Annotated in this window: 22 protein-coding genes; 21 read left to right on the top strand and 1 reads right to left on the bottom strand. The window is 61.6% G+C overall.

Going from position 1 to position 23,601, the window contains the following annotated elements; genetic code table 11:
* Window positions 1-31: 31 nt before the first annotated feature.
* The 21 genes from ACK2VC_RS13355 to hutI (ACK2VC_RS13255) all read left to right on the top strand — a co-directional run bounded on the left by ACK2VC_RS13355 (window position 32) and on the right by hutI (ACK2VC_RS13255) (window position 22,967).
* The gene (locus ACK2VC_RS13355) at window positions 32-1,189 is read left to right on the top strand and encodes an ABC transporter substrate-binding protein (protein WP_486730849.1); all 1,158 of its coding nucleotides are present in this window, start codon (window positions 32-34) and stop codon (window positions 1,187-1,189) included.
* A gap of 107 nt (window positions 1,190-1,296) precedes the next feature.
* Entirely contained in the window at window positions 1,297-2,157 is an 861-nt protein-coding gene (locus tag ACK2VC_RS13350; RefSeq protein WP_486730848.1) for a branched-chain amino acid ABC transporter permease, read from the top strand.
* Window positions 2,158-2,177: 20 nt separating this feature from the next.
* Window positions 2,178-3,053: a branched-chain amino acid ABC transporter permease gene (locus ACK2VC_RS13345; RefSeq protein ID WP_486730847.1), complete on the top strand. Its 876-nt coding sequence runs from the start codon at window positions 2,178-2,180 to the stop codon at window positions 3,051-3,053.
* Window positions 3,050-3,871, top strand: a complete 822-nt coding sequence (locus tag ACK2VC_RS13340; RefSeq protein WP_486730846.1) for an ABC transporter ATP-binding protein — start codon at window positions 3,050-3,052, stop codon at window positions 3,869-3,871. The genes ACK2VC_RS13345 and ACK2VC_RS13340 overlap by 4 nt, the downstream gene beginning before the upstream one ends.
* On the top strand, window positions 3,864-4,568 hold the full coding sequence (locus ACK2VC_RS13335) for an ABC transporter ATP-binding protein (protein ID WP_486730845.1): 705 nt from the start codon (window positions 3,864-3,866) through the stop codon (window positions 4,566-4,568). The genes ACK2VC_RS13340 and ACK2VC_RS13335 overlap by 8 nt, the downstream gene beginning before the upstream one ends.
* Window positions 4,569-5,115: 547 nt before the next feature.
* Window positions 5,116-6,876: a urocanate hydratase gene (hutU, locus tag ACK2VC_RS13330; RefSeq protein WP_486730844.1), complete on the top strand. Its 1,761-nt coding sequence runs from the start codon at window positions 5,116-5,118 to the stop codon at window positions 6,874-6,876.
* Between the two features lie 10 nt (window positions 6,877-6,886).
* On the top strand, window positions 6,887-8,116 hold the full coding sequence (hutI, locus tag ACK2VC_RS13325; protein WP_486730843.1) for an imidazolonepropionase: 1,230 nt from the start codon (window positions 6,887-6,889) through the stop codon (window positions 8,114-8,116).
* 115 nt (window positions 8,117-8,231) lie between these two features.
* A complete protein-coding gene (hutH, locus tag ACK2VC_RS13320) occupies window positions 8,232-9,785 on the top strand; it encodes a histidine ammonia-lyase (protein WP_486730842.1) in 1,554 nt (517 codons plus the stop codon).
* The gene (locus ACK2VC_RS13315) at window positions 9,782-11,224 is read left to right on the top strand and encodes a formimidoylglutamate deiminase (RefSeq protein WP_486730841.1); all 1,443 of its coding nucleotides are present in this window, start codon (window positions 9,782-9,784) and stop codon (window positions 11,222-11,224) included. Before hutH (ACK2VC_RS13320) ends, ACK2VC_RS13315 begins: the two co-directional genes overlap by 4 nt.
* Before the next feature lie 46 nt (window positions 11,225-11,270).
* A complete protein-coding gene (locus tag ACK2VC_RS13310) occupies window positions 11,271-11,384 on the top strand; it encodes a HutD family protein (protein ID WP_486730840.1) in 114 nt (37 codons plus the stop codon).
* A 101-nt stretch (window positions 11,385-11,485) separates the two neighbouring features.
* Entirely contained in the window at window positions 11,486-13,204 is a 1,719-nt protein-coding gene (gene hutU, locus ACK2VC_RS13305; RefSeq protein WP_486730839.1) for a urocanate hydratase, read from the top strand.
* Between the two features lie 77 nt (window positions 13,205-13,281).
* Entirely contained in the window at window positions 13,282-14,028 is a 747-nt protein-coding gene (locus ACK2VC_RS13300; RefSeq protein ID WP_486730838.1) for an IclR family transcriptional regulator, read from the top strand.
* A 31-nt stretch (window positions 14,029-14,059) separates the two neighbouring features.
* Window positions 14,060-14,806: a glutamine ABC transporter substrate-binding protein gene (locus ACK2VC_RS13295; protein ID WP_486730837.1), complete on the top strand. Its 747-nt coding sequence runs from the start codon at window positions 14,060-14,062 to the stop codon at window positions 14,804-14,806.
* A 19-nt stretch (window positions 14,807-14,825) separates the two neighbouring features.
* Window positions 14,826-15,494, top strand: coding sequence for an amino acid ABC transporter permease (locus ACK2VC_RS13290; protein WP_486730835.1), 669 nt, complete (start codon window positions 14,826-14,828; stop codon window positions 15,492-15,494).
* A complete protein-coding gene (locus ACK2VC_RS13285; RefSeq protein WP_486730834.1) occupies window positions 15,491-16,279 on the top strand; it encodes an amino acid ABC transporter ATP-binding protein in 789 nt (262 codons plus the stop codon). Before ACK2VC_RS13290 ends, ACK2VC_RS13285 begins: the two co-directional genes overlap by 4 nt.
* An 88-nt stretch (window positions 16,280-16,367) precedes the next feature.
* The gene (locus ACK2VC_RS13280; protein ID WP_486730833.1) at window positions 16,368-17,243 is read left to right on the top strand and encodes a phytanoyl-CoA dioxygenase family protein; all 876 of its coding nucleotides are present in this window, start codon (window positions 16,368-16,370) and stop codon (window positions 17,241-17,243) included.
* A 77-nt stretch (window positions 17,244-17,320) separates the two neighbouring features.
* A complete protein-coding gene (gene hutH, locus ACK2VC_RS13275) occupies window positions 17,321-18,871 on the top strand; it encodes a histidine ammonia-lyase (protein WP_486730832.1) in 1,551 nt (516 codons plus the stop codon).
* A gap of 18 nt (window positions 18,872-18,889) precedes the next feature.
* On the top strand, window positions 18,890-19,687 hold the full coding sequence (gene hutG, locus ACK2VC_RS13270) for an N-formylglutamate deformylase (protein WP_486730831.1): 798 nt from the start codon (window positions 18,890-18,892) through the stop codon (window positions 19,685-19,687).
* Window positions 19,688-19,727: 40 nt separating this feature from the next.
* Entirely contained in the window at window positions 19,728-21,095 is a 1,368-nt protein-coding gene (locus ACK2VC_RS13265; protein ID WP_486730830.1) for a formimidoylglutamate deiminase, read from the top strand.
* Window positions 21,096-21,127: 32 nt separating this feature from the next.
* Window positions 21,128-21,724 (top strand): HutD/Ves family protein, encoded by a 597-nt coding sequence (locus tag ACK2VC_RS13260; protein ID WP_486730829.1) that lies wholly within the window; start codon window positions 21,128-21,130, stop codon window positions 21,722-21,724.
* Complete coding sequence (gene hutI / locus ACK2VC_RS13255; protein ID WP_486730828.1) at window positions 21,717-22,967, top strand: imidazolonepropionase; 1,251 nt, start codon at window positions 21,717-21,719, stop codon at window positions 22,965-22,967. Before ACK2VC_RS13260 ends, hutI (ACK2VC_RS13255) begins: the two co-directional genes overlap by 8 nt.
* Before the next feature lie 21 nt (window positions 22,968-22,988).
* On the opposite strand, the gene ACK2VC_RS13250 is transcribed toward hutI (ACK2VC_RS13255), so the two are convergent.
* Window positions 22,989-23,576 (bottom strand): peroxidase-related enzyme, encoded by a 588-nt coding sequence (locus ACK2VC_RS13250; RefSeq protein WP_486730827.1) that lies wholly within the window; start codon window positions 23,574-23,576, stop codon window positions 22,989-22,991.
* Window positions 23,577-23,601: the final 25 nt, after the last annotated feature.

Below are 23,601 nucleotides of genomic sequence, written 5' to 3'. Positions count from 1 at the left end.
GCCTGGCCTTTAGATGTAATTAGGAGGAGTCATGATTCAGTTCAATCAGAAAAAATTGGTCGCCGCATTGCTGGTCTGCGGAGCGTTGTCCACTTCGGCTGCTTTTGCCGATATCAAAATCGGTTTCAATGTACCGTTGACCGGCTTTGCTGCCTACGACGGCAGATCGGCGCTGGAGGGCGCCAAGTTGGCGGTCGCCCAGGCCAATGCCAAGGGTGGCGTCAATGGCGAAAAAATCGAACTGGTCGTCTATGACGATCAGGCATCCCCGAAAGAAGCTACCCCGGTAGCGACCAAGCTGGTCGAAAAAGATCAAGTGGTCGGCGCGGTTTCAGGTTCATACTCGGCATCGACGCGGGCTGCAGCAGGTATTTTTCAGAGCGCAAAAACCCCCTACCTGGTGGCATACGCGATCGACCCCAGCATCACACAGACCGGCGACTACATGTTCCGCGTATCCGCAATGGGCGAGGTACAGGGGCGCGGCGGTGCCAAGCTGGTCAGCAATCTGGGCAAAAAACGCGTGGTTATCGTGACGCTGAAAAACGACTTCGGCCAGACCCTTGCGGCCGGCTTCAAGGATGCGGCACCCAAGTTCGGTATCCAGATCGCCAACGAGTATGAGTATGGCTTGCAGGACCGCCAGTTTGGCGCACTCGTCGCCAAGATCAAATCCGACAACCCCGAGCTGATCTATGCGTCCGGCTACTATTTCAATGCCGGTCCCCTGATTTCGCAGTTACGGGCAGCCGGCATCACCGTTCCGGTGATCGGTCAGGAAGGCTACGACGGCGATAAATTCATTGAAATCGCCGGGCCCGCAGCGGAAGGCACACTAATCACGACATCGCTGGACCGCGACTCGACCAATCCTGTGACGCATGCATTCCTGACCGATTTCCGCAAGTCGGCCGGTTTCGGCGCTGACATGGTCGCGGCATCGTCCTTCAGCGCCACCACCATTATGATCGACGGCTTGCGCAAAACCGGCGGCAAAGGCGGCGAAGCCCTGAAAAATGCAATCGCGGCCGGCAGCTATGAAATGCCCATCGGGAAATTAGTCTTCAATGACCTCCACGAGGTGAACAAGGACATCCAGGTACAGGTGGTCAAAGACAAAGCCTGGCACCGGCATTCGGTAATTTCCGATCCGGTCTTGCTAGCTGCCCCCACCAAGGCCAACAAGTAATCCGCAGCTCGAAACACGCCGGCAAATTTGCCGGCGAATAAGGAACCGCAGGCGGCGCAACGCGGCCTGCGCACAGATTCCCTTTTCTGATCGACCAAGGAAACCGCATGCTTTTTCTGGAGCTGATAGCGCAAGGGCTGGTGCAAGGCAGTATCTACGCCTTGATCGCACTGGGCCTGACGCTGGTATACGGGCTGCTGCGCATCCTGCACGTGGCGCATGCGGCACTCTTCACGCTCGGCGGTTACGTCGGCGTGCTGGTCACGAACGCAAGCGGCAGCCTGCCGCTGGCGATGCTGCTGGCGATGCTGGCCGCCGGCGCAATGGGCGTGGCCATGTACCGGCTGTGCTACGAACCCATCCTGAAGCAGCCGCCGTTCGTCGCGCTGATCGCCTCGATCGGCCTGTATATCGCATTTGAAGAATTATTTCGTATCATCTTCGGCGCTTCCGGCTTGTCCTATCAGGCGCCGCCACTGCAGGAGCAGATCGAGCTATTCGGCTTGCGTTTCAAGCAGGCGGAGCTGATGGTGATGGCCGGCACCGTCATCATCATCGCCGCCCTCGGCTATCTGCAAACCAAGACCCGGATCGGTGTCGCCTGCCAGGCCACCGTGTCCGATCCGCAGATGGCCGAGTCGTTCGGCATCAAGCTGCGCACGGTACGCGACCTGAATTTCTTCATCGGCTCGGCACTGGCCGGTTTCGCCGGCGTCTGGGTTGCACTCTTGAACAACCTGGTGGAGCCGACCATGGGCAGTGTCCCCTCGTACAAAGGGCTGGCGATCATCGTGCTGGGCGGCATGGGCTCGGTGCGCGGCACCTTGCTGGCGGCACTGGTACTCGGCATCGTCGAATCGTTCGGCACCATTTATCTCGGTCAATTCCTGGACCGTAACGCAATCGCCTTTGCGTTTCTAATCCTGGTACTGATGTTCCGTCCGCAAGGACTGTTCGCGAAACATTGAAAACCCGCTGAGGACTTGCAATGGCTTATGAGATTTCCCTTCTGACCGCGATGGGCATCAGCGTCCTGTTCGCGCTCTCGCTCAACTTGATCACCGGTTTTTGCGGCCAGATCAGTCTCGGCCATGCTGCCTTCCTCGGCGTCGGCGCCTATACCTCGGCGCTGCTGTGCAAGGCCGGTGTGCCGTTCTTCGCCACCATGCCGCTGGCGATGCTGGCGGCCGGCGTACTGGGCGTGATCGTCGGCATCGCCAGCCTGCGCGTGCGCGCCGACTTCCTCGCCATCACGACCATGGGCGTGGTATTCCTGTTCGTCGGCGTAGTACGGCAGCAGGGCTGGCTCGGCGGCGAGCTCGGGGTATCCGGTTTCCCCGGCTCCGGCCTCGAGAAACCTGCTTTCATGTGGCTGACGCTGGGCATGGCTGCAGCCACCGCGGCGCTCTGCATTTACATCCGCAAGTCATGGATGGGTCGCGTCTTCAACGGCATCGCCGAAGACGAGGACACCATGCGCGTGCTCGGTATCGACGTCCCGCGCTACAAGCTGGCGGCATTTGCCATCGGCACCGCCTTGGCCGGCCTGGCAGGTGCGCTGTACGCGCAGCACTTCAAGTTCATCGGCCCCGACAGCTTCGGCTTCATCGAATCGATCACGGTACTGTCGATGGTGGTGTTCGGCGGTATCGGTTCGGTCGCCGGCGTGGTGTTTGGCGCCGCAGTGCTGTCGGCGCTGCCAGCCTGGTTCCAGTTCATCGGCGACTACAAACTGCTGGTTTACGGCGGACTGCTGTTCCTGATGATGCGCTTCTCTCCGACCGGCGTAGCCGGCATCGTGCGCGGTGTGTTCCAGCGTAAGACGAGCAACGCCAAACCGGCTGTCGAAGGAGCACGGCCATGACGACCTCCACTGCCTTGCTGCAAGTGTCCGGCGTCACGGTTCGGTTCGGCGGCCTGTCTGCGGTCAGCAATGTCTCGTTCGAAGTGGAATCGGGCGAACTGCTGGGCCTGATCGGTCCCAACGGCGCCGGCAAGACCACGCTGATGCGTTCGATCACCGGCGTGGTGCGGCCGACTGAAGGCAGCGTGCATCTGGCCGGAGAAAATCTGAACGAGCTGCCAATCCACAAGCGGATTCAAAAAGGCCTGGCGCTGTCGCAACAGCTTGTCAAGCCGTTTCGCGAAATCTCGGTGCTTGAAAACGTCGCGCTGGCGGCCGGCGCCGAGCGCACCCGCTCGCCACTGAAGGCGCTGATGCACGTCTCGCAACGCGACGAAAATGAGATCGGCAACGACATGCTGGCACGGGTTGGCATCGCCGACTACGCCGATCAGATGCCTGGTATCCAACCACTCGGCATCCTGAAGCGAATGGAGATGGCGCGTGCGCTGGCGCTGAAACCCAAGCTGCTGCTGCTGGACGAGCCGCTGGCCGGGCTGAATTCGAGGGAAGCCCATGCTCTGGCGACCACCATCGCCGACATCAACCGCCAGGGGATGACCATCATCCTGATCGAACACAACCTGGGTGAAGTGATGCGCATCTGCCAAAGGCTGGTGGTGCTCGATAACGGCCGCAAGATCGCCAGCGGCGCGCCGCGCGAAGTGATGGAACAGCCTGCGGTGCGCGCCGCCTATCTCGGCAACGACACCATCGCCGAAGCGGGAGGCAACGGCACGGCAGATGGAACCACAAACGTGGGGGATATCCATGCTTGAACTCAAAAACCTGTCCTGTGGCTACGGCGCCTTCCATGCGGTCGGTGACCTGTCGTTGACGCTGCGGCCCGGCACCATCACTGGCCTGTTGGGCGCCAATGGCGCCGGTAAATCCTCGACCCTGATGTGCCTGGCTGGCCACGTCGCACTGCAAGGCGGCCAGGTCCTGTTCGAGGGCCAGGACATCGGCCGCATGCCGCCAAATGAACGGGTACGGCGCGGCATCGCGATTTCACCGGAAGGCCGACGCCTATTCAAGGACTTGAGCGTCGAAGACAACCTGCGCGTCGGCGGCCTGATCCGCCCCGCAGCTGACTTCACCCGCGATCGCGATTACGTGCTGGAGCTATTTCCACGCCTGGGAGAACGGCTGGACTCGCTGGCTGCCAATCTCTCCGGCGGCGAGCAGCAAATGTTGGCGATCGGCCGCGCGCTGATGACGCGGCCGAAACTGGTCATGATCGACGAACTGTCGCTCGGCCTGATGCCGAAGGTGATCGATCTCTGCTACCGCGCACTACAGCAGTTGCGCGCAGAAGGCATGACGATCCTGCTGGTCGAGCAAAACACCGACCGCGTACTGGCAGTGGCCGATGACGTCTGCGTTCTGGAATCCGGCCGCACCGTCTGGCAAGGCAGTGCCGCTGCCGCGCGTGACGATCCGGCGCTGGCGGCGGCGTATCTGGGATTGCATTGAGCCAGATTGCCGGGCCTCAAGGATCAATTTGAAGCGATTCTTCCAATTGATTCGTAGTCGAAGTTGAAATTTTTTTGAATCTGTAATCCGGCTTGTGGCTTATGCCCCCGGAGGGGGAAGTATTGCCTTGAAAATCCCACCACTCCGCCGATACGGATTGGTACTGCGCAAGCCTTCTGCCATACCACTGCCATTTGAGAGCAATAGGAACAGATCAGCAATGAAACACAGGAATGCTCCAATTGTGAATGCCTCATGCATCTTCATGAAGCTTTTCGCAATCTACTTTGAAGCTGAAATTGCCTCGCATGTTCAAGAGGGAGCCGGTGCGTCAGGCTCATAAAAATGACGCAAACAAGCCCCGAACTACGTATGGTTAGAAGGAGGAGGAAGATCAGATATAGATGAACAATTATAGCAGAAATAGTAATTAGCTATTTCTATGTTTTGGCTTCCTCAGGACAAACTGAGTGCACAAACTAGCATTGGACTAAAACTAGGTGAGAGATTTTTCTCGATATTAAAAATAGACAAATGAGGTTTTTTTATGAAACAGAATGAAGCTGGAACCGTAAAGAACGACGTCCTCTATTCCATCCAGGCTCAGCGTGGCAATACCTTGCGCTGCAAGGGCTGGAAGCAGGAATCCATCTTGCGTATGCTTGAGAACAATATGGATGTATCCGAGTGTTGCGAACGTCTGGTGGTCTATGGCGGAATCGGCAAGGCGGCGCGCAACTGGGAGTCTTACCATGCGATCGTGGACTCTCTGAAAAATCTGGAAAACAATGAAACGCTAGTAGTCCAATCCGGCATGCCGGTGGCTATCTTCAAGACCCACAAGCTGGCTCCCCGGGTCGTCATGGCGACCACCAATATCATGAAGGCCAACTGGCCTACCTTCTATGATCTGCAGGACAAGAATCTCACCATTTTTGCGAACTACACTGCCGCGCCGTGGGAATACATCGGCACCCAGGGAGTGATTCAAGGCACCTTCGAAACCCTCGGCGCAATCGCCGAGCAGCGTTTCAACGGCTCTCTGGTGGGACGCATCCTTCTGACTGCCGGTCAAGGCGGTATGGGCGCCAACCAGCCTCGAGCGATGGCAATGCATGGTGGCGTCTGCATCGACGTCGATGTTAATGAAGGCACCATCGACAAGCGGATCGAGATCGGCTTTACCGACGTCAAAGCCGACAACCTCGATCATGCGATTGAACTTGCCAAGCAAGCCGCTGCCGCCAAGAAGCCTCTGGGCATCGGTCTCGTAGGCAATGCCGCAACCGTGTTCCAGGAAGCGTACGACAAGGGCTTTATGCCCGACATCCTTACCGAGATGTGTCCCTGCCACGATCCTATCTCGTATATCCCCGAAGGATACGATGCCTATGAGGCGGAAGGCTTCCGCGTCCGGGACCGCGAAGGCTACCTGAAAGCGGCGGGCGAATCGATGAAAAAACAGCTGCGCACCATGATTGCCTACTCCAAGAAAGGGGTTGAAGTATTCGAGTACGGCACCTCCATCCGGAAAGAAGCGCGCGATGCCGGCATGCCGGAAGCGGAAGCAATGCAGATTCCCGGTTTCGTATCCAAGTACATTCGTCCGTTATTCTGCGAGGGCCGTGGTCCCTTCCGTTGGACATGCCTGTCTGGCGAGGCATCGGATCTGGCCCGGCTGGACGATCTTGTCCTTGAAATGTTCCCCCACGACAAGTTGGCGGTCAAATGGATCACGCTCGCGCGCAAGGCTTTACCGATCGAAGGTTTGCCGGCCCGTATCTGTTATCTCGGATTCGGCGAGCGTAAAGCATTTGCCTTGAAGGTGAATGAATTGATCAGGAATGGCGAGCTAAAAGGACCGGTCGGCTTCTCCCGCGACAACCTGGACTCCGGCTCGATCGTCAACCCGACTTTCGAATCCGAAAACATGAAGGATGGTTCGGATCTGATTTCCGACTGGCCGTACCTGAACGCCCTGCTGAATTGTGCCGGCATGTGCGATCTGATCGCGATTCAGGCAAATTATTCCATGGGCGAGGCCGTTCATACCGGCGTGACCATGGTTGCCGATGGCAGCGAGGAAGCGGACCTGCGTCTCGATGCTTGCATGACGGTCGATTCTGGTATCGGCGTGGTTCGCCATGCGCAGGCCGGTTACGAAATTGCGCGCGATGTGGCCAACGGCAAAGGCAAGCTGACCAGCGAAGGGATCAAGATCCCATTGTGGTGGAAACCGGCGTCCGAAGTTACCTTCGGACCCGATGGCGGTGGTGCAGACCGCCGCGTTTCACACTCCAAAGACTAAGGGGCAAGACATGAAGCTACGCGCAGACCTGTTGATTGAACATGCCGCAGAACTGATCACATGCGCCGAGGGTTCCAGCGATCTCATAGGACGTATCTATGACGGCGCCGTGGCGGTAGCGGGCAAGCATATTATTGCTGTCGGACAAACTGCCCGGGTTCGTCAGCAGGTCGACACCAGCCATGCCAAGGTAATCAACGCCAGCGGCAAAGTGGTGGCGCCTGGCTTCGTGGATTGTCACACACACCTTGTTTTTGGCGGATCACGCGTCAAGGAGTATGCCGCCCGCATGACCCATACCGCCGCGGAAACGGCAGCTATGGGTATACCGTGTGGCATACCATCGACGGTGCTAATGACTCGGGCAGAAAGCGAGCCGATGCTCGCCGCAAGTGCGTTGGATCGGCTTGACCATATGCTTCGGTCCGGAAGTACCACGGTCGAAATCAAGAGCGGCTATGGATTGAGCCTTGGCGAAGAGCTGAAAATGTTAAGGGTCAATAAGCTGCTGCAGGAGCAGCAGCCCATCGATATCGTCAGCACCTTCCTAGGAGCTCACGATTTTCCGCCCGACATGCCCCGAGACGACTATGTCGAAAACATCATCAACCAGCAGTTGCCGGCGATTGCCGACCAGGGTATCGCCACGTTTTGCGATGTGTATTGCGACACCGGCTATTACACCGTCGAAGAGTCCAGGAGAATCTTGGGAGCCGGATTGGACTTGGGCCTAAAGCCCAAGATACATACCGAGGCCTATTCAAACGTAGGCGGCTCGGAACTGGCGGCGGAAATGAGGATGATCTCCGCCGACCATTTAAATTACTGCAATCCGTCCCAAATGAGAAAGCTGGCGGAAGCCGGGGTGGTGGGAGTCATCATGCCCGCCCTGGATTTTGCGGTCGCACACTCTCGCCCGTTCGATGCCCGGGCAATGATCGATCAAGGCATGACGCTTGCGCTGGCAACCGACCTCTGTCCCGGCTGCTGGACCGAGTCCCAACATTTTGTCATGGTCCTTGCGTGCAGATCATATGGAATGTCGCCGGAAGAGGCGATGGTCGCAACGACACTTGGGGGCGCCAAAGCCCTGGCACTCGGTGGCGATCGGGGAAGCCTGGAGGCGGGAAAACTCGCCGATATACAGATATGGGACATACCGACGTTCGAGGACGTTATCTATCGGCTCGACAGAAATGTAGTGGACAGCGTTATTAAAGGCGGGATTGTCTGTTTCTGAGCGGAGCAGACCCATGTGTTGGGCCGCAGGGCGCGTACATCTACGGTAGAGCTGGTCGGAGCGGCATATTCACTGTAGATGATTCCTTGATACTGGAAAGATAAGGGTTTTTGAGATGATTGAGATTAACGGGAATTCCCTGACTATCGAGCAAGTTATAGCCGTGGCCAGGCATGGAGAGAAAGTCGCGCCGCTATCCGAAGAAGTGCGCCATCGCATGATGAAAAGTTATCACTGGGTCGAATCGGCGATACGCGAAAATAAGGTCATCTACGGTATTAATACCGGTTTCGGACCTCTGGCGACGACAACGATCAAGGCGGATGAAGCGAGCCAACTGTCGCGCAACGTCATTCTGGCCTGTATTGTCGGCGTCGGTGCACCGCTCAGCCAGGAAGTGGCGCGGGCGCTGATGCTGGTCCGGGCCAATGCCCTGGCAAAAGGGTTTTCCGGGATTCGCCCTCTATTGGTTCAGACATTGATTGACATGCTGAACGCTGGAGTAACCCCTCATATTCCCTGCAAAGGATCGCTAGGCGCCAGCGGTGACTTGGCTCCATTGGCGCATTTGGCCGTGGTACTCACCCGAGATGCCACGGGCGACGGCGGCTACAGTGGGCAAGCCTGGTACCAAGATCGACTGGTTTCGGGCGCGCAAGCCATGGCCGAGGCCGGAATTGAAAGGGTCACCCCGCAGGCTAAAGAGGGGCTGGCACTGACCAATGGCACAACCTTCATGGTTGCCGCTGGCGCAATCGCAGTCCATGATGCAGAAAAATTGCTCTCTCACGCGGAAATTTCAGCGGCGCTGAGCATGGAAGCGCTCACTGGCCTCTCCTCGGCATTCCATCCGTCCATTCAACATGCCAACGGCATGCAGGGGCAGGCCGAAGTCGCCGCCAACATGCTCAAGCTGATGGAGGGCAGTGATTTGGTGGATTCAATTGCAGGCCGCGTGCAGGACGCATACAGCATTCGCTGCATTCCACAAGTCCTGGGTCCCGTTCGTGAAACCATCGCCTTCGTGCGCGCCAATTTTTCCAGGGCGCTGAACGGTGCAACGGACAACCCGCTGATCATAGAGGACGAGAAGGAAGGATACATCTCCGTTTCTGGGGGTAATTTCCACGGCGAAGGCCCTGCGCTGTGGCTCGATTTTCTAAGCATCGCGATTGCGGAAGTTGCGAGCCTGGCAGAGCGGCGCATTTTCCGTCTGGTCACTCCCGAATTGAGCAACGGCCTGCCATCCATGCTGGTATCCAGGCCGGGACTCAATAGCGGACTGATGATGCCTCAATACACCGCCGCGGCTCTGGTTTCGGACAATAAAACGCTATGCCATCCGGATAGCGTCGATTCCATTCCGTCCAGCGGCAATCAGGAAGACCATGTCAGCATGGGTGCAAACGGCGCTCGCCACGCCCTCGAAGTTATAGACAATGTCAGGGACGTCATCGCGATTGAATTGCTGACAGCGGCGCAAGGTATCGATTTACGCGATCGAGGTCCGATGCGGCTTGGGAGAGGCACCAAGGCGGCTTATGAACTCATCAGGAAGCATGTGAAAACGGTCGATGTGGACCGAGAGCTGACCCCGGATCTGGTGAAGCTGTCAGCGTTAATCCGTTCCGAAAAACTGGTGGCGGCCCGAATCGCCGATAAGCCATGAAATTCGAGAGCATCGCCCAGCCGCTATTGAAGAAGGACACCATGTCTAGAACCTACAAGATCGAACATCTGCATCAGCCCGACGGCTGGTTATCTCCTGGATACATAACGATTGGCCACGATGGACAGATCGAGGCCGTTGATTCCGAACTGCCTGCCGGGATGTCGGTTCACGAGGAATTATCCGGCTATTGCATTCCCGGCTTGCCAAATCTCCACTCGCATGCCTTTCAGCGTGCGCTGGCCGGCCGTACCGAATGCATATCCGACGGCGTTGCCGACACGTTCTGGACATGGCGCACGTTCATGTACGATTTCGTGTCCCGCCTGGAACCGCACGACTATGCGGCGATTGCGGCATTCGTCTACCTTGAAATGGTCAAATTCGGTATGACATCGGTGGCCGAATTCCATTACGTGCACCATGACAGCAAGGGGAAAAGGTACGCCAATCATGCTGAAATGTCGGATCAGCTGTTTGCGGCGGCGGAGAGAGCGGGGATAGCAATCACGATGCTACCCGTTCTGTACGCTCATGCAGGCATCGGATTGCCTCCCACCGAGCAGCAGAGGCGCTTCGTGCACACGGATGTGGACGACTATCTGAACCTCGTGAATCAGCTCAAAAAGGCAAGACATGGCAACAGCAAACAGGCGGTAGGCATGGCCTTGCATAGCTTGAGGGCTGTGGCACCAGCCGAATTGCGGCAGGCCGTCCAGGGCGTGTTGCAGATGGATGCTGATACCCGGATTCACATTCACGTTTCGGAACAGCCTCGAGAAGTCGAGGAGGTTGTCGCCGGACTCGGCGCCAGACCTGTCGAGTGGTTGCTCGACAATGTCGGATTGGACGACAAATGGTCGCTGATTCACGCAACCCATATCAACGAGTACGAGCGCAAAGGAATGGCTGCAAGCGGCGTCGTTGCCGGTATCTGCCCCGTCACTGAAGCGACATTGGGAGACGGAATTTTCCCGTTGGTCGAATATCAACAGGAAGGTGGACGCTGGGGAATCGGAACCGACAGCCATTACACGACCTCAACCGCGGAGGAGTTACGCATCCTGGAGTGCGGATTGCGGCTTCAGGCAGGCCGGAGAAACATGCTGGTCACGCCCGAGAGTTCATTGACCAGACGAAGCGGTCGCCGCCTTTTCGATTTGTCTCTGGCGGGCGGCAGGCAATCCCTGGGGATGCCTGTGGGCAGCATCGCTCCCGGACAGCGCGCGGATCTGGTGGTGCTGGACTCAGACCATCCAACCATACTCGGACATACGATCGAAACCGTCCTCGACGCCTGGATATTATCGGCAACCGGCAATCCGGTGCGGGACGTGATGGTTGCGGGCGACTGGATGGTACGTAATGGAGTGCATGAGAATGAAGATGCGATCTTGCGTGACTATCGAGAGACGATGCGTCGGGTGTTGGCCGCTTGATTGCCCGTTTTCGTCGTAATCGGCAAGGAAAATATCCAGGCAAAACGTGATTCCTGCGCGGCACTCGCCGGAGACGATTGCCCACTCAGGCGTTTTTTCCATCTTTCCCGGGGTCAACCGCACGCTGGCGCTGGTCGACGGCGATACTGTTCATCGTTAACCTGATGAAGAAAGGCCTCTCAATTCGCGCTTCGTTGGGAACGACAAACATAAATACATGATCTCCGCTACAAATCTTCATTCAACTTGAAGGAACTCGACATGAACACCGCAATCGCCCCCACCCCGCTCTCCGCCGACCCGCGCTTCGACGCCAGCCGCGAAATTCGCGCCCCGCGCGGCAGCGCTCTGACCTGCAAGAACTGGGTGACCGAAGCCGCCTACCGCATGCTGCAAAACAACCTCGACCCCGAAGTCGCGGAAAACCCCCAGCACCTGGTGGTGTACGGCGGCATCGGCCGCGCCGCGCGCGACTGGGCCTGCTACGACCAGATCCTGGCCAGCCTGAAAGACTTGAACGAGGACGAGTCGCTGCTGATCCAGTCCGGCAAGCCGGTCGGTATCTTCAAGACCCATGCGGACGCGCCGCGCGTGCTGATCGCGAATTCGAACCTGGTGCCGAAGTGGGCCAACTGGGAACACTTCAACGAACTCGACCGCAAGGGCTTGTTCATGTACGGCCAGATGACCGCCGGTTCCTGGATCTACATCGGCAGCCAGGGCATCGTGCAGGGCACCTATGAAACCTTCGTCGAAGCCGGGCGTCGGCACTTCAACGGCGACTGGACCGGGCGCTGGATCGTCACCGCCGGCCTGGGCGGCATGGGCGGCGCCCAACCGCTGGCGGCCACGCTGGCCGGCGCGGTGTCGCTGAACATCGAATGCCAGCAGTCGAGCATCGACTTCCGCCTGCGCACGCGCTATGTCGACAAGCAAGCCAGGGACCTGGATGACGCCATCGCCCTGATCCAGCATCACACCGCAAAGAAAGAAGCGGTCTCGATCGCGCTCTTGGGCAACGCCGCCGAAATCCTGCCGCAACTGGTCCAGCGCGCGAAGGCCGGCGGCGTCCGTCCGGACCTGGTGACCGACCAGACCTCGGCGCACGACTTGATCAACGGCTACCTGCCCACCGGCTGGAGCGTGGCGCAATGGAAGGCGGCGCAGCACGACCCGAGCCAGCACGCCCAACTGGCCGCCGACGCCGCCCGCTCCTGCGCACAGCACGTGCAGGCGATGCTGGACTTCCATGCGATGGGGATCCCGACCGTGGACTACGGCAACAACATCCGCCAGGTTGCCTTCGACCAGGGTGTCAAGAACGCCTTCGACTTCCCGGGCTTCGTGCCGGCCTACATCCGCCCGCTGTTTTGCGACGGCAAGGGGCCGTTCCGCTGGGTCGCCTTGTCGGGCGACCCGGAAGACATTTACAAGACCGACGCCAAGATCAAGGAATTGTTTCCGGATAACAAGCATGCGCACCACTGGCTGGACATGGCGCGCGAACGGATCGCGTTCCAGGGCTTGCCGGCGCGCATCTGCTGGCTTGGCCTGGGCGAGCGCCACCTGGCGGGCCTGGCCTTCAATGAAATGGTGAGAAATGGGGAGTTGAAGGCGCCGATCGTGATCGGGCGCGACCATCTGGATACCGGCTCCGTCGCCAGCCCGAACCGCGAGACCGAAAGCATGCGCGACGGCACCGATGCGGTGTCCGACTGGCCGCTGCTGAATGCCTTGCTGAACACCGCCGGCGGCGCCAGCTGGGTTTCGCTGCACCACGGCGGCGGCGTCGGCATGGGTTATTCGCAGCATGCCGGCATGGTGATCGTGGCCGACGGCAGCGAGGCCGCCGCCCAGCGCCTGGCCCGCGTGCTGGTCAACGATTGCGGCTCGGGCGTGATGCGGCATGCGGATGCCGGCTACGAAACGGCAATTGCTTGTGCCCAACGCAACGGATTGAAGCTGCCGATGATTCGCTGAGAAAAAAGGGAATTCAATTCCCACTGATTGGGATTTTTAGGGTTTCAAGAGTGGCCGAACCCTTTGATACTGCGGACATGTTGACCAACGCCTCCACTTCCGTAGCTTCCACCGACCGGGTCCTGCAGATACTGGCGGTACTGGCCCAGCACGGGCGTGCCATGAGCGCGGCCGAACTGATGCAGTGCACCGGGCTGGCGCGCAGCACGCTGTACCGGCAGCTTGGACGGCTCAAGGACTGGGGTTTCGTGTCGGAAATCGACGCGAACTACGCCCCGGGTCCGCTGAGCCTGCAGCTGGCGTTGGGATTCGACATGGCTTCCAACGTCATGCGCGTCGCCCGGCCCGAGATGGAGGCGCTATCGCGCCAGTCGAACGAAAGTGTGGGGCTGATCGTCGCGGTCAATGACCGTGCGGTTTGCCTGGACATGGTGGAGAGTTCGCAATCGCTGCGCTGCTCGTTCGAAAAAGGCCGCAGCGTGCCGCTACGCGCGGGCGCATCGGCCAAGTGCGTGCTGGCGCACTTGCCCGAGACGACGCGGCACGCGGTACTGGACGTGCATTACGCGGCCGGCAGCCCTGAATGGGCGGCCGCCAGGCAGGAACTCGACTCGATTCGCCAGGCCGGCTTTGCAGCCAGCGCGGGCGAGGTCGATGCCGGGGTCTGGGGCGTAAGCGCCCCGGTGTTCGCGGCGCCCCGCCATGCGGCGGGCGCCATCACGCTGATGGCCCCGATCTCACGTGCCCAGGGACAGGAAACGTCCCTGACGCGGATGACGGTCGTGGCCGCTGCACGTATTTCGCGCCTGCTCAGCGCTTCTTGATTCCCTTCCCCCAACCACAGGAGACTTTCCGATGAACTTCCGCCGCTACTTCCTGCTTGCTGCCACTGCCGTCGCACTGGCCACCGGCGCCGCGCACGCCCAGGACAAGGTTCTGCGCGTGGGCACCGACGCCACGTTCCCCCCGATGGAATTCGTCGAGAACGGCAAGCGCACCGGCTTCGATATCGAACTGGTCGAGGCCATGGCCAAGACCATGGGCAAGCAGGTCGAATGGGTCGACATCGACTTCAAGGGCCTGATCCCGGGCCTGATCTCCAGGCGTTTCGACGTCGCTGTCTCGGCCATCTACATCACCGACGAGCGCAAGAAAGTCGTCGACTTCAGTGACACCTACTACGCCGGCGGCCTGGTCGCGCTGGTCAAGGACAACAACACCAGCATCAAGAAACTGGCGGACCTCGACGGCAAGAAGGTCGCGGTGCAGGTGGGCACCAAGTCGGTCGGCTACCTGACCGAGAAGCACCCCAAGATACAGCGCATCGAAGTCGAGAAGAACCAGGAAATGTTCAATCTGGTCGACATCGGCCGCGCCGACGCCGCCGTCACCGGCAAGCCCGCCGCCTACCAGTACGTGCGCACCCGTCCGGGCTTGCGCGTGCTCGAGGAGCAGTTCACGACCGAGGAATACGGCATGGCGCTACGCAAGGACACGCCCGAACTGACCAAGCAAGTCAACGCGGCGCTCGCCACGCTCAAGGCCAATGGCACCTACGCAGCCATCGTCAAGAAGTGGTTCAGCGGCGATACCGCCAAATAATCGCGCACCGGCATAAACTATGGAACTTGATTTTTCGCCCGTCTGGACGGGCTGGAGCCAGCTACTTTCCGGCACACTGGTGACCGTGGAGATCACCTCGGTGTCGCTGCTGCTGGGCTGCGTGCTGGGACTGTTGATCGGCATCGGCCGGCTGCGCCCGCAACGCCGGCTGGTGTATGGCTTCTGCACCGCGTACGTGGCCGCGATCCGTGGCACGCCGCTGCTGGTGCAGTTGTTCATCCTGTTCTTCGGCCTGCCCCAGTTCGGTCTCCTGCTGCCAGCCTTTCTCTGCGGCATGTTGGGCCTGGGCATCTACTCGGGTGCATATGTATCCGAGATCGTGCGCGGCGCGATCCAGTCGGTCGACCGCGGCCAGATGGAAGCAGCGCGCTCGCTCGGCATGTCGTCGGGCCAGGCCATGCGCAACGTCGTATTGCCGCAAGCGCTAGTCCGCATGATCCCGCCGCTGGGCAACGAGTTCATCGCACTGATCAAGAACTCCGCGCTGGTGTCGCTGCTGACCATCCACGACATCATGCACGAAGGGCAAAAGATCATCAGCGTGTCCTACCGCTCGCTGGAAGTCTACCTCGCAATCGCCGTCGTCTACTTCGTACTGACCGGCCTGACCACCCTGGCCTTGCGCCGCATCGAACTGCGCCTGCGCGCTGGAGGAATGGTGCAATGAACACCGCTGTCAACCCCGACACCCACACCGCTACACCCATCGTATCCATACGCGGGCTGCGCAAGTCCTTCGGCAACCACGTGGTGCTCAATGGCATCGACTTCGATGTCCAGCCCTCGCAGGTAGTGGTCGTGATCGGCCCGAGCGGATCGGGAAAGAGCACCTTCCTGCGCTGCTGCAACGGCCTGGAATTGCCAGAAGGCGGGCGCATCGATATCTGCGGCCATACCCTGGTGAACGCCGGGAAGGTGCTGGCCGAGGCCGACCTCAACGCGCTGCGCCAGGAAGTGGGCATGGTATTCCAGTCGTTCAACCTGTTCCCTCACCTGTCGGTGCTGGAAAACGTGACGCTGGGCCCGCGCAAGCTGCGCGGCCTATCGCGCGCCGAGGCCGAGATCGAAGCACGGGCACTGCTCGAAAAAGTCGGCCTCGCACACAAGGCCGAGGCCATGCCGGCCAGTCTGTCGGGCGGCCAGAAACAGCGGGTGGCGATTGCGCGTGCGCTGGCCATGAAGCCACGCGTGATGCTGTTCGACGAACCCACCTCGGCGCTCGATCCCGAACTGGTGGGTGAAGTGCTGCAGGTCATGAAGCTGCTGGCCGGCGAAGGCATGACCATGATGGTCGTGACTCACGAGATGGACTTCGCACGTGAAGTCGGTGACGTGGTCGTGGTCATGGACGGCGGCGGCATCATCGAAGCCGGTCCTCCCGCCACCATCTTCACCAACCCGAGCCAGGAGCGCACGCGCTCGTTCCTGCAGGCCGTGCTGACGCGTACATGATTCCACACCCAAGCCCGCTCGCGCCGCGCCACTAGGCGGCATGGGCAGCTTTGGCAACTGCACCCACTCCCGTGGAAGAAAGACTGCCATGACCGCCGTGTCCTCCGTCCTTTCCGCCGAATTGCAGCGCCGCCTGCGCGAGCGCGTGACCGATGCGCTCGTGGCCGACTTCCAGCGCGACGGCGCGATCTGCCTGCGCCAGCTGTTGAATGCGGAAGAAGTCGAGTTGCTGCGCACCGGCATCGACGCCAACATCGCCGCGCCCAGCCCGCGCGCCAAGGTCGCCAGTCAGCCCGGCGATCCGGGCTTCTTCCTGGAAGATTTCTGCAACTGGCAGGAAAACGATGGCTACCGGCGCGTGATCATGGACGGCCCGCTTGGCGCCGCCGCCGGCCTTCTGATGCAGAGTACGACCGCGCGCCTGTATCACGACCACATGCTGGTCAAGGAGCCTGGCACGCGTCAGCGCACGCCGTGGCATCAGGACCAGCCTTATTACAACATCGAAGGCCGGCAGAACGTCAGCATGTGGATTCCGGTCGATCCGGTGCGCCGCCACTCGACGCTGGAATTCGTCGCCGGCTCGCACCTGGGGCCGTGGCTGATGCCACGCTCGTTCATGCAGAACGAAGCCAAATGGTTTCCGGAAGGCAGCCTGGCCGACCTGCCGGACATCGAAGCCGACCCCTCCCAGTTCCCGATCATCGGCTGGGAAATCGCGCCGGGCGACGTGGTCTGCTTCCACATGCTGGCCTTGCACGCGGCCGGCGGCGTCGATGGCGACCGCCGCCGGCGCGTGTTCTCGGTGCGCTTCCTGGGCGACGACATCCGCCATGCGCCGCGGCCGTGGGTGACGTCGCCGGAATTTCCCGGCCTGGCGCAAGAACTGCCGGCCGGCGCGGCGATGGAGCATGCGCTGTTCCCGTTGCTGTGGAAGGCCGGCGCCGATGGCGCCTATCGCTGACCAGCCGCCCCAGATACTCCCATAAGTTACACCTATTTCCGGTTATAAATAAATATAATTTCTAACATACTCCGATCATGAAGCCAGAGACAGAGACTTTGACGATCCAGCCGGGACGATTCGCCCTCTCCGATTTGCGCGCAATCTGGGCCGGCGCGGTGCCGTTGACGCTGACACCCGAGGCCTACCCGGCAATCGCCGCCTCGGCGACGCTGATCGGCCGGATCGTGGCCAAGGGCGACGCCGCCTACGGCATCAACACCGGCTTCGGCAAGCTGGCGAAAACGCGCATCCCCGACGAACAGCTGGAACTGCTGCAGCGCAACCTGATCCTGTCACATTCGGTCGGCACCGGCGCGCTGCTGGACGACGCCGTGACGCGGCTGGTGCTGGCATTGAAGATCGGCAGCCTGGCGCGCGGCTACTCCGGCATCCGGCCGCAGGTAATCGACGCCCTGCTGGCGCTGTACAACGCCGGCATCCTGCCGTGCATCCCCCAACAAGGCTCGGTCGGCGCCTCCGGCGACCTGGCGCCGCTGGCGCACATGACGCTGGCGCTGCTGGGCGAAGGCGAGGTGCGCGTCAACGGCCAACTGGTGGCGGCACGCACCGCCTTGGAACAGGCCGGCATCGCGCCGGTGGTGCTGGCGGCCAAGGAAGGACTGGCGCTGATCAACGGCACCCAGGTCTCGACCGCGCTGGCGCTGCATGGACTGTTCATGGCCGAGCGCCTGCTGCAGGCGGCCACCGTCAGCGGCGCGCTGGCGGTCGATGCCGCCAAGGGCAGCGACGCGCCGTTCGATCCGCGCGTGCATGAAGTGCGCGGCCAGCCGGGCCAGATCGCGCTGGCCAGGATCTACCGCGAGCTGTTGGCCGGCAGCGCGATCCGCCGCTCTCACTTGGAACACGACGAACGGGTCCAAGACCCGTACAGCCTGCGCTGCCAGCCGCAGGTGATGGGCGCCTGCCTCGATTTGATCGGCAATGCCGCGCGCACCCTGCTGATCGAAGCCAACGCGGTGACCGACAATCCGCTGGTGTTTGCCGACCAGGGCGACGTGCTGTCGGGCGGCAACTTCCACGCAGAACCGGTCGCCTTCGCCGCCGACACCTTGGCGCTGGCGATTGCCGAAATCGGCGCGCTGGCCGAGCGCCGCATCGCCTTGCTGATCGACGCCTCGCTGTCGGGCCTGCCGCCGTTCCTGGTGGACGAGCCGGGCGTCAATTCCGGCTTCATGATCGCCCACGTCACGGCCGCCGCGCTGGCCTCGGAAAACAAGTCGCTGGCGCACCCGGCCTCGGTCGACAGCCTGCCGACCTCGGCCAACCAGGAAGACCACGTCAGCATGGCCACCTTCGCCGGCCGCCGCCTGCACCAGATGGCGCACAACACTGCCGCCATCATCGGCATCGAATTGCTGGCGGCGGCGCAAGGGGTGGATTTCCATGCGCCGTTGCAAACCTCGCCGGCGCTGGCCGCAGTCCATCAACGCTTGCGCGCGCAAGTGCCGTTCTATGCGCGCGACCGCCTGTTCGCCCCGGACATCGAAGCCGCCAAACAATTGGTCATGCGCGGCAAGGTCAGCGCATCCTGCCCGGCGCTGTTTGCCAACCTCTATTCCGCATAAACAAGGAAGGACAAGTTCATGAATTTTCATTTCAAACCAGGCTCGACGCCGCTCTTGGTGTCGATGCCGCACGTCGGCACCGACATCCCCGATGACATCGCCAAGCGGCTGAGCGCCGACGGCCGCGACAAGCCCGACACCGACTGGCATCTGACGCGGCTGTACGACTTTGCCGAAGAAATCGGCGCCTCCACCCTCTCCGCCCGCTGGTCGCGCTATGTGATCGACCTCAACCGGCCGCCGGAAAACGCCAACCTGTATCCGGGCCAGGACACCACCGGGCTGTGCCCGGTCGACACCTTCCACAAGACGCCCTTGTACCTGCCTGGCGAAGAGCCGGACGACGCGGAAATCCAGCAGCGCCTGACTACTTACTGGCAGCCGTATCACCAGCAGTTGCAAAGCGAAGTGGCGCGCCTGGTGCAGGCGCATGGCGTGGCGGTGGTATGGGATGCGCACTCGATCGCCTCGGTGCTGCCGCGCTTTTTCGAGGGCAAGCTGCCCGACCTGAACTTCGGCACCGCCGCCGGCAAGTCGTGCGCGCCGGCCATGAGCGACGCCATCCTGGGCCTGGCCGCGGCCCAATCGACTTACAGCCACGTGCTGAACGGCCGCTTCAAGGGCGGCTACATCACGCGCCAGTACGGCCAGCCGCAGGACCGGGTGCACGCGATCCAGCTGGAAATGGCGCAATGCATTTACATGAACGAAGCCGCGCCCTACGACTATCGCAGCGATCTGGCGCAAGGCGTGCAGCCGTTGTTACGCCAGATGCTGGAAGCGACCATCGCCTGGGCGCAAGCACAGGCGCGTTGAAGCGCACCGCGGCAAGATCAATCACAGGACTACTGCATCGATGAAAGACAATTCCCTTTTTGCGCGCCACGCGCTGTTGCCAGAAGGCTGGCGCCGCAACGTCCGGCTCGCCTGGAACCAGGACGGCGAGCTGACCGGCGTCCAGCCGGACAGCACCTTTATCGCCGGCGAAGCCAGTGCCGAGTATGTATTGCCGGGCATGGTCAACCTGCACTCGCACACCTTCCAGCGCGCGCTGGGCGGCTTGACCGAAAAGGCCGGAGACGGCCCGGACAGCTTCTGGACCTGGCGCGACCTGATGTACCGCTTTGCGCGCCACATCACGCCCGAGCATATCGAGGCGATCGCGGCCCAACTGTTTGCCGAATGCCTGCGCTACGGCTACACCGCGGTCTGCGAATTCCATTACGTGCACCGGGCGCCGGACGGTTCGTTCTATGCGCGCCCGGCGGAAACCGCCGAACGCGTGATCGCGGCGGCGCGCGCGACCGGGATCGGCATCACCATGCTTCCGGTGCTGTACAGCTATTCCAATTTCGGCCAACTACCGCTGAACGAAGGCCAGAAGCGCTTCCGCACCGATGCCGACGACATCCTGCGGCTGGTGGGCGAACTGGAGCGCCAACGCGACGGCCAGACCGAAGTCGGGGTCGCCCCGCATTCGCTGCGCGCCGCTTCGACCGAGCAGATAGCCGAACTGCTAGCGACGCTGCCGGTCGAGCGGCCATTGCACCTGCATATCGCAGAGCAGCGCAAGGAAGTCGACGACTGCGTCGCCTGGAGCGGCCGGCGGCCGGTGCAATGGCTGTATGAGCGCCTGCCGGTTGACGCGCGCTGGTGCCTGGTGCATGCGACCCACCTCGCCGCCGACGAAGTCCAGCAGATCGCCGCCAGCGGCGCGGTGGCCGGCCTGTGCCTGACCACCGAAGGCAACCTGGGCGACGGCCATTTCCCGCTGGCCGATTTCCTGGCCGCCAACGGCCGCTTCGGCGTCGGCAGCGACAGCCATATTTCGCATAGCCCCATCGAGGAATTGCGCTGGCTCGAATACGGCCAGCGCAATCTGCACGGCCGGCGCAACATCGCGGCCTCGCCGCAGCAGCGCAATGTCGGCGACTTCCTATGGAACGCCGCGCTGACCGGCGGCGCGCAAGCCTCGGGTCGGCCGCTGGGCGCGCTGGCACCCGGCAAGCGGGCCGACCTGCTGGTACTCGACGGCGACCACCCGAACCTGTACGGCCGGGCTGAGGAAGACGTGCTGAATACCTTCGTCTTCTGCGGCAACGACAACCTGGTGCGCGACGTGATGGTCGGCGGCCGCTGGGTGGTGCGCGAGCAGCGCCACGTGGCGCAGGAGGCGATTGCCGAGCGCTTCAAGCAAGCGCTGGCGGACCTGCGGCAGCATTGATCCAACATTGACCCAATCGACAGGGAGTTCTCGTGCCGCACTTGTTGTGCAAGGAAAACCATCTCATCACGCCCTGGAAGAACGGCGGCGGCCAGACTACCGAAATCGCCATCGCCCCGGCCAGCGCGACGCTGGATAGCTTCGACTGGCGCATCAGCCTGGCGACGATAGCCCAGAGTGGCGCGTTCTCCTCGTTTCCCGGTATCGACCGCACCCTGACCCTGGTCGAAGGCGCCGGCGTGGCCTTGCAGATCGACGGTCAGTCGGTTGACCTGTCGGCCGAGCATCCTACCGTCGTCTTTGCCGGCGAATCCGTGGTGCACGCCACCATCGTCGGCGGCGCCACCACCGACTTCAATGTCATGAGCCGCCGCTCGCGCTATCGGCACCGGTTCGAGCGCCTGAGCTTTTCCGGGACGAAGACCGTGGTACGCCAGTCCAGCGCGCTGCTGCTGTTCCTCGCGGCCGGCGAACGGCTGGATTGCCGGTGCGAGGATGGCGCCCAGCTCACCCTGGGGCGCTTCGACGGCGTGCTGATCAGCGCCGAGGACGCTGCCGAATGGCGATTGCAAACCACCGAGGCCGCAATCGTGTTCGCGGTCGATTTGATGGAAATTCAAGATGACTGACCCGACCACGCACGCTACCGCTCCCTCCTGGGACCTGCTGCTGACCAATGTCCACCTGGCGACGCTGGCCGGCGAGGGCTACGGCGAAATCCACGACGGCGCGATCGCCGTCAAGGATGGCCGCATCGCCTGGCTCGGCCGGCGCGCAGCACTGCCCGCCGGCTATCGCGCAAAAGACGAACAGGATGGCGCCGGCTGCTGGCTAACGCCGGGCCTGATCGACTGCCATACCCATGTCGTGTATGCGGGAAATCGCAGCGATGAATTCGAGGATCGCTTGAACGGCGTCGCCTATGAAGCCATCTCCCGCCGCGGCGGCGGCATCCTGTCGACGGTGCGGGCGACACGGGCCGCCTCCGAGGACGGCTTGTACAGTGCCTCCCTGCCGCGCGTGCGCAACCTTCTGGCCGAAGGCGTGACCACGCTGGAAATCAAATCCGGCTACGGGCTCGACCTGGCGTCCGAGACCAAGATGCTGCAGGTGGCGCGCCAGATCGGCGCCACCCTGCCGGTGCGCGTCAAGACTACTTTCCTCGGCGCCCACGCGCTGCCGCCAGAATATGCCGGCCAGGCCGACGCCTATGTCGATCTGGTGTGCGATGACATGCTGCCGAAGCTGGCGGCGCTAGGGCTGGTCGATGCGGTCGATGCCTTCTGCGAAAACATCGGCTTTTCCAACGCCCAGACCGAACGCGTGTTCCAGGCCGCGCAAAAGCACAGGCTGCCGGTCAAGCTGCATGCGGAGCAATTGTCGGATCAAGGCGGCGCCGCGCTCACCGCGCGCTACCGCGGGCTGTCGGCCGACCACCTGGAACACCTGTCGGAACAAGGCATCGCCGCGATGGCGGCGGCCGGCACGGTCGCCGTGCTGCTGCCGGGCGCGTTCTATTTTCTGCGCGAAACCAAATACCCGCCGCTCCAGGGTTTGCGCGATACCGGCGTACCGATCGCCATTTCCACCGACTGCAATCCGGGCACCTCGCCGATGACTTCGCTGCTGCTGGCGATGAACATGGCATGCACGCTGTTCCGCATGACGCCGCAGGAAGCGCTGGCCGGCGCCACGATCCACGCTGCACGCGCGCTCGGCATGGCGAACACGCTGGGCAGCCTGGAGGTGGGCAAGATCGCCGATTTCGCGCTGTGGGAAATCGATCGGCCCGGTGATCTGGCCTATGCGATCGGCGGCAATCCCTGCCGCCAGGTGGTCAACGCCGGCGTGCCGCGCGCGCCGCTGGTCTGACGGCCGGCGCGGATTGCGAGGCTAGCTGCGCGGCACGCGCCCCATCAGGAAAAATTCGTCGTTCGGCCGCATCGAGATCGCATTCGCGATCCGGTTCGACATCCCAAAAAACGCGGTGATGGCGGAGATGTCCCAGATGTCCTCGTCGTCGAAGCCGTGCGCGCGCAGCGCCACGTAGTCGCCCTCGTCCACCTGCTCCGAATGCAGGCAGACCTTCAACGCAAAATCCAGCATCGCGCGCTGGCGCGGCGTGATGTCGGCTTTCCGGTGGTTGACCGCAACTTGGTCCGCCACCAGCGGATTTTTGGCGTAGATCCGCAGCAGCGCGCCGTGCGCCACCACGCAGTACAGGCAACCGTTCCTGGCGCTGGTGGCGGTCACGATCATTTCGCGGTCGGCCTTGGTCAGGCTGCCGCTCTCCTTTTGCATCAGCGCATCGTGATAGGCAAAAAACGCGCGGAATTCGGCTGGCCGGTGCGCCAACGTCAGAAACACGTTCGGCACGAAACCGGCCTTTTCCTGTACCGCCAGAATGGTTTGCCGGATGTCGTCCGGCAAGCTCGTCAGTTCTGGGGCTGGGAAACGGGAGATCGCTTGATCAACAGGCATCGGTGATTTCCTTTTCGATTGACGG

This window comes from Herbaspirillum sp. WTB6 (assembly GCF_057457785.1).
This window is presented reverse-complemented; position numbering and strand designations above follow the sequence as displayed.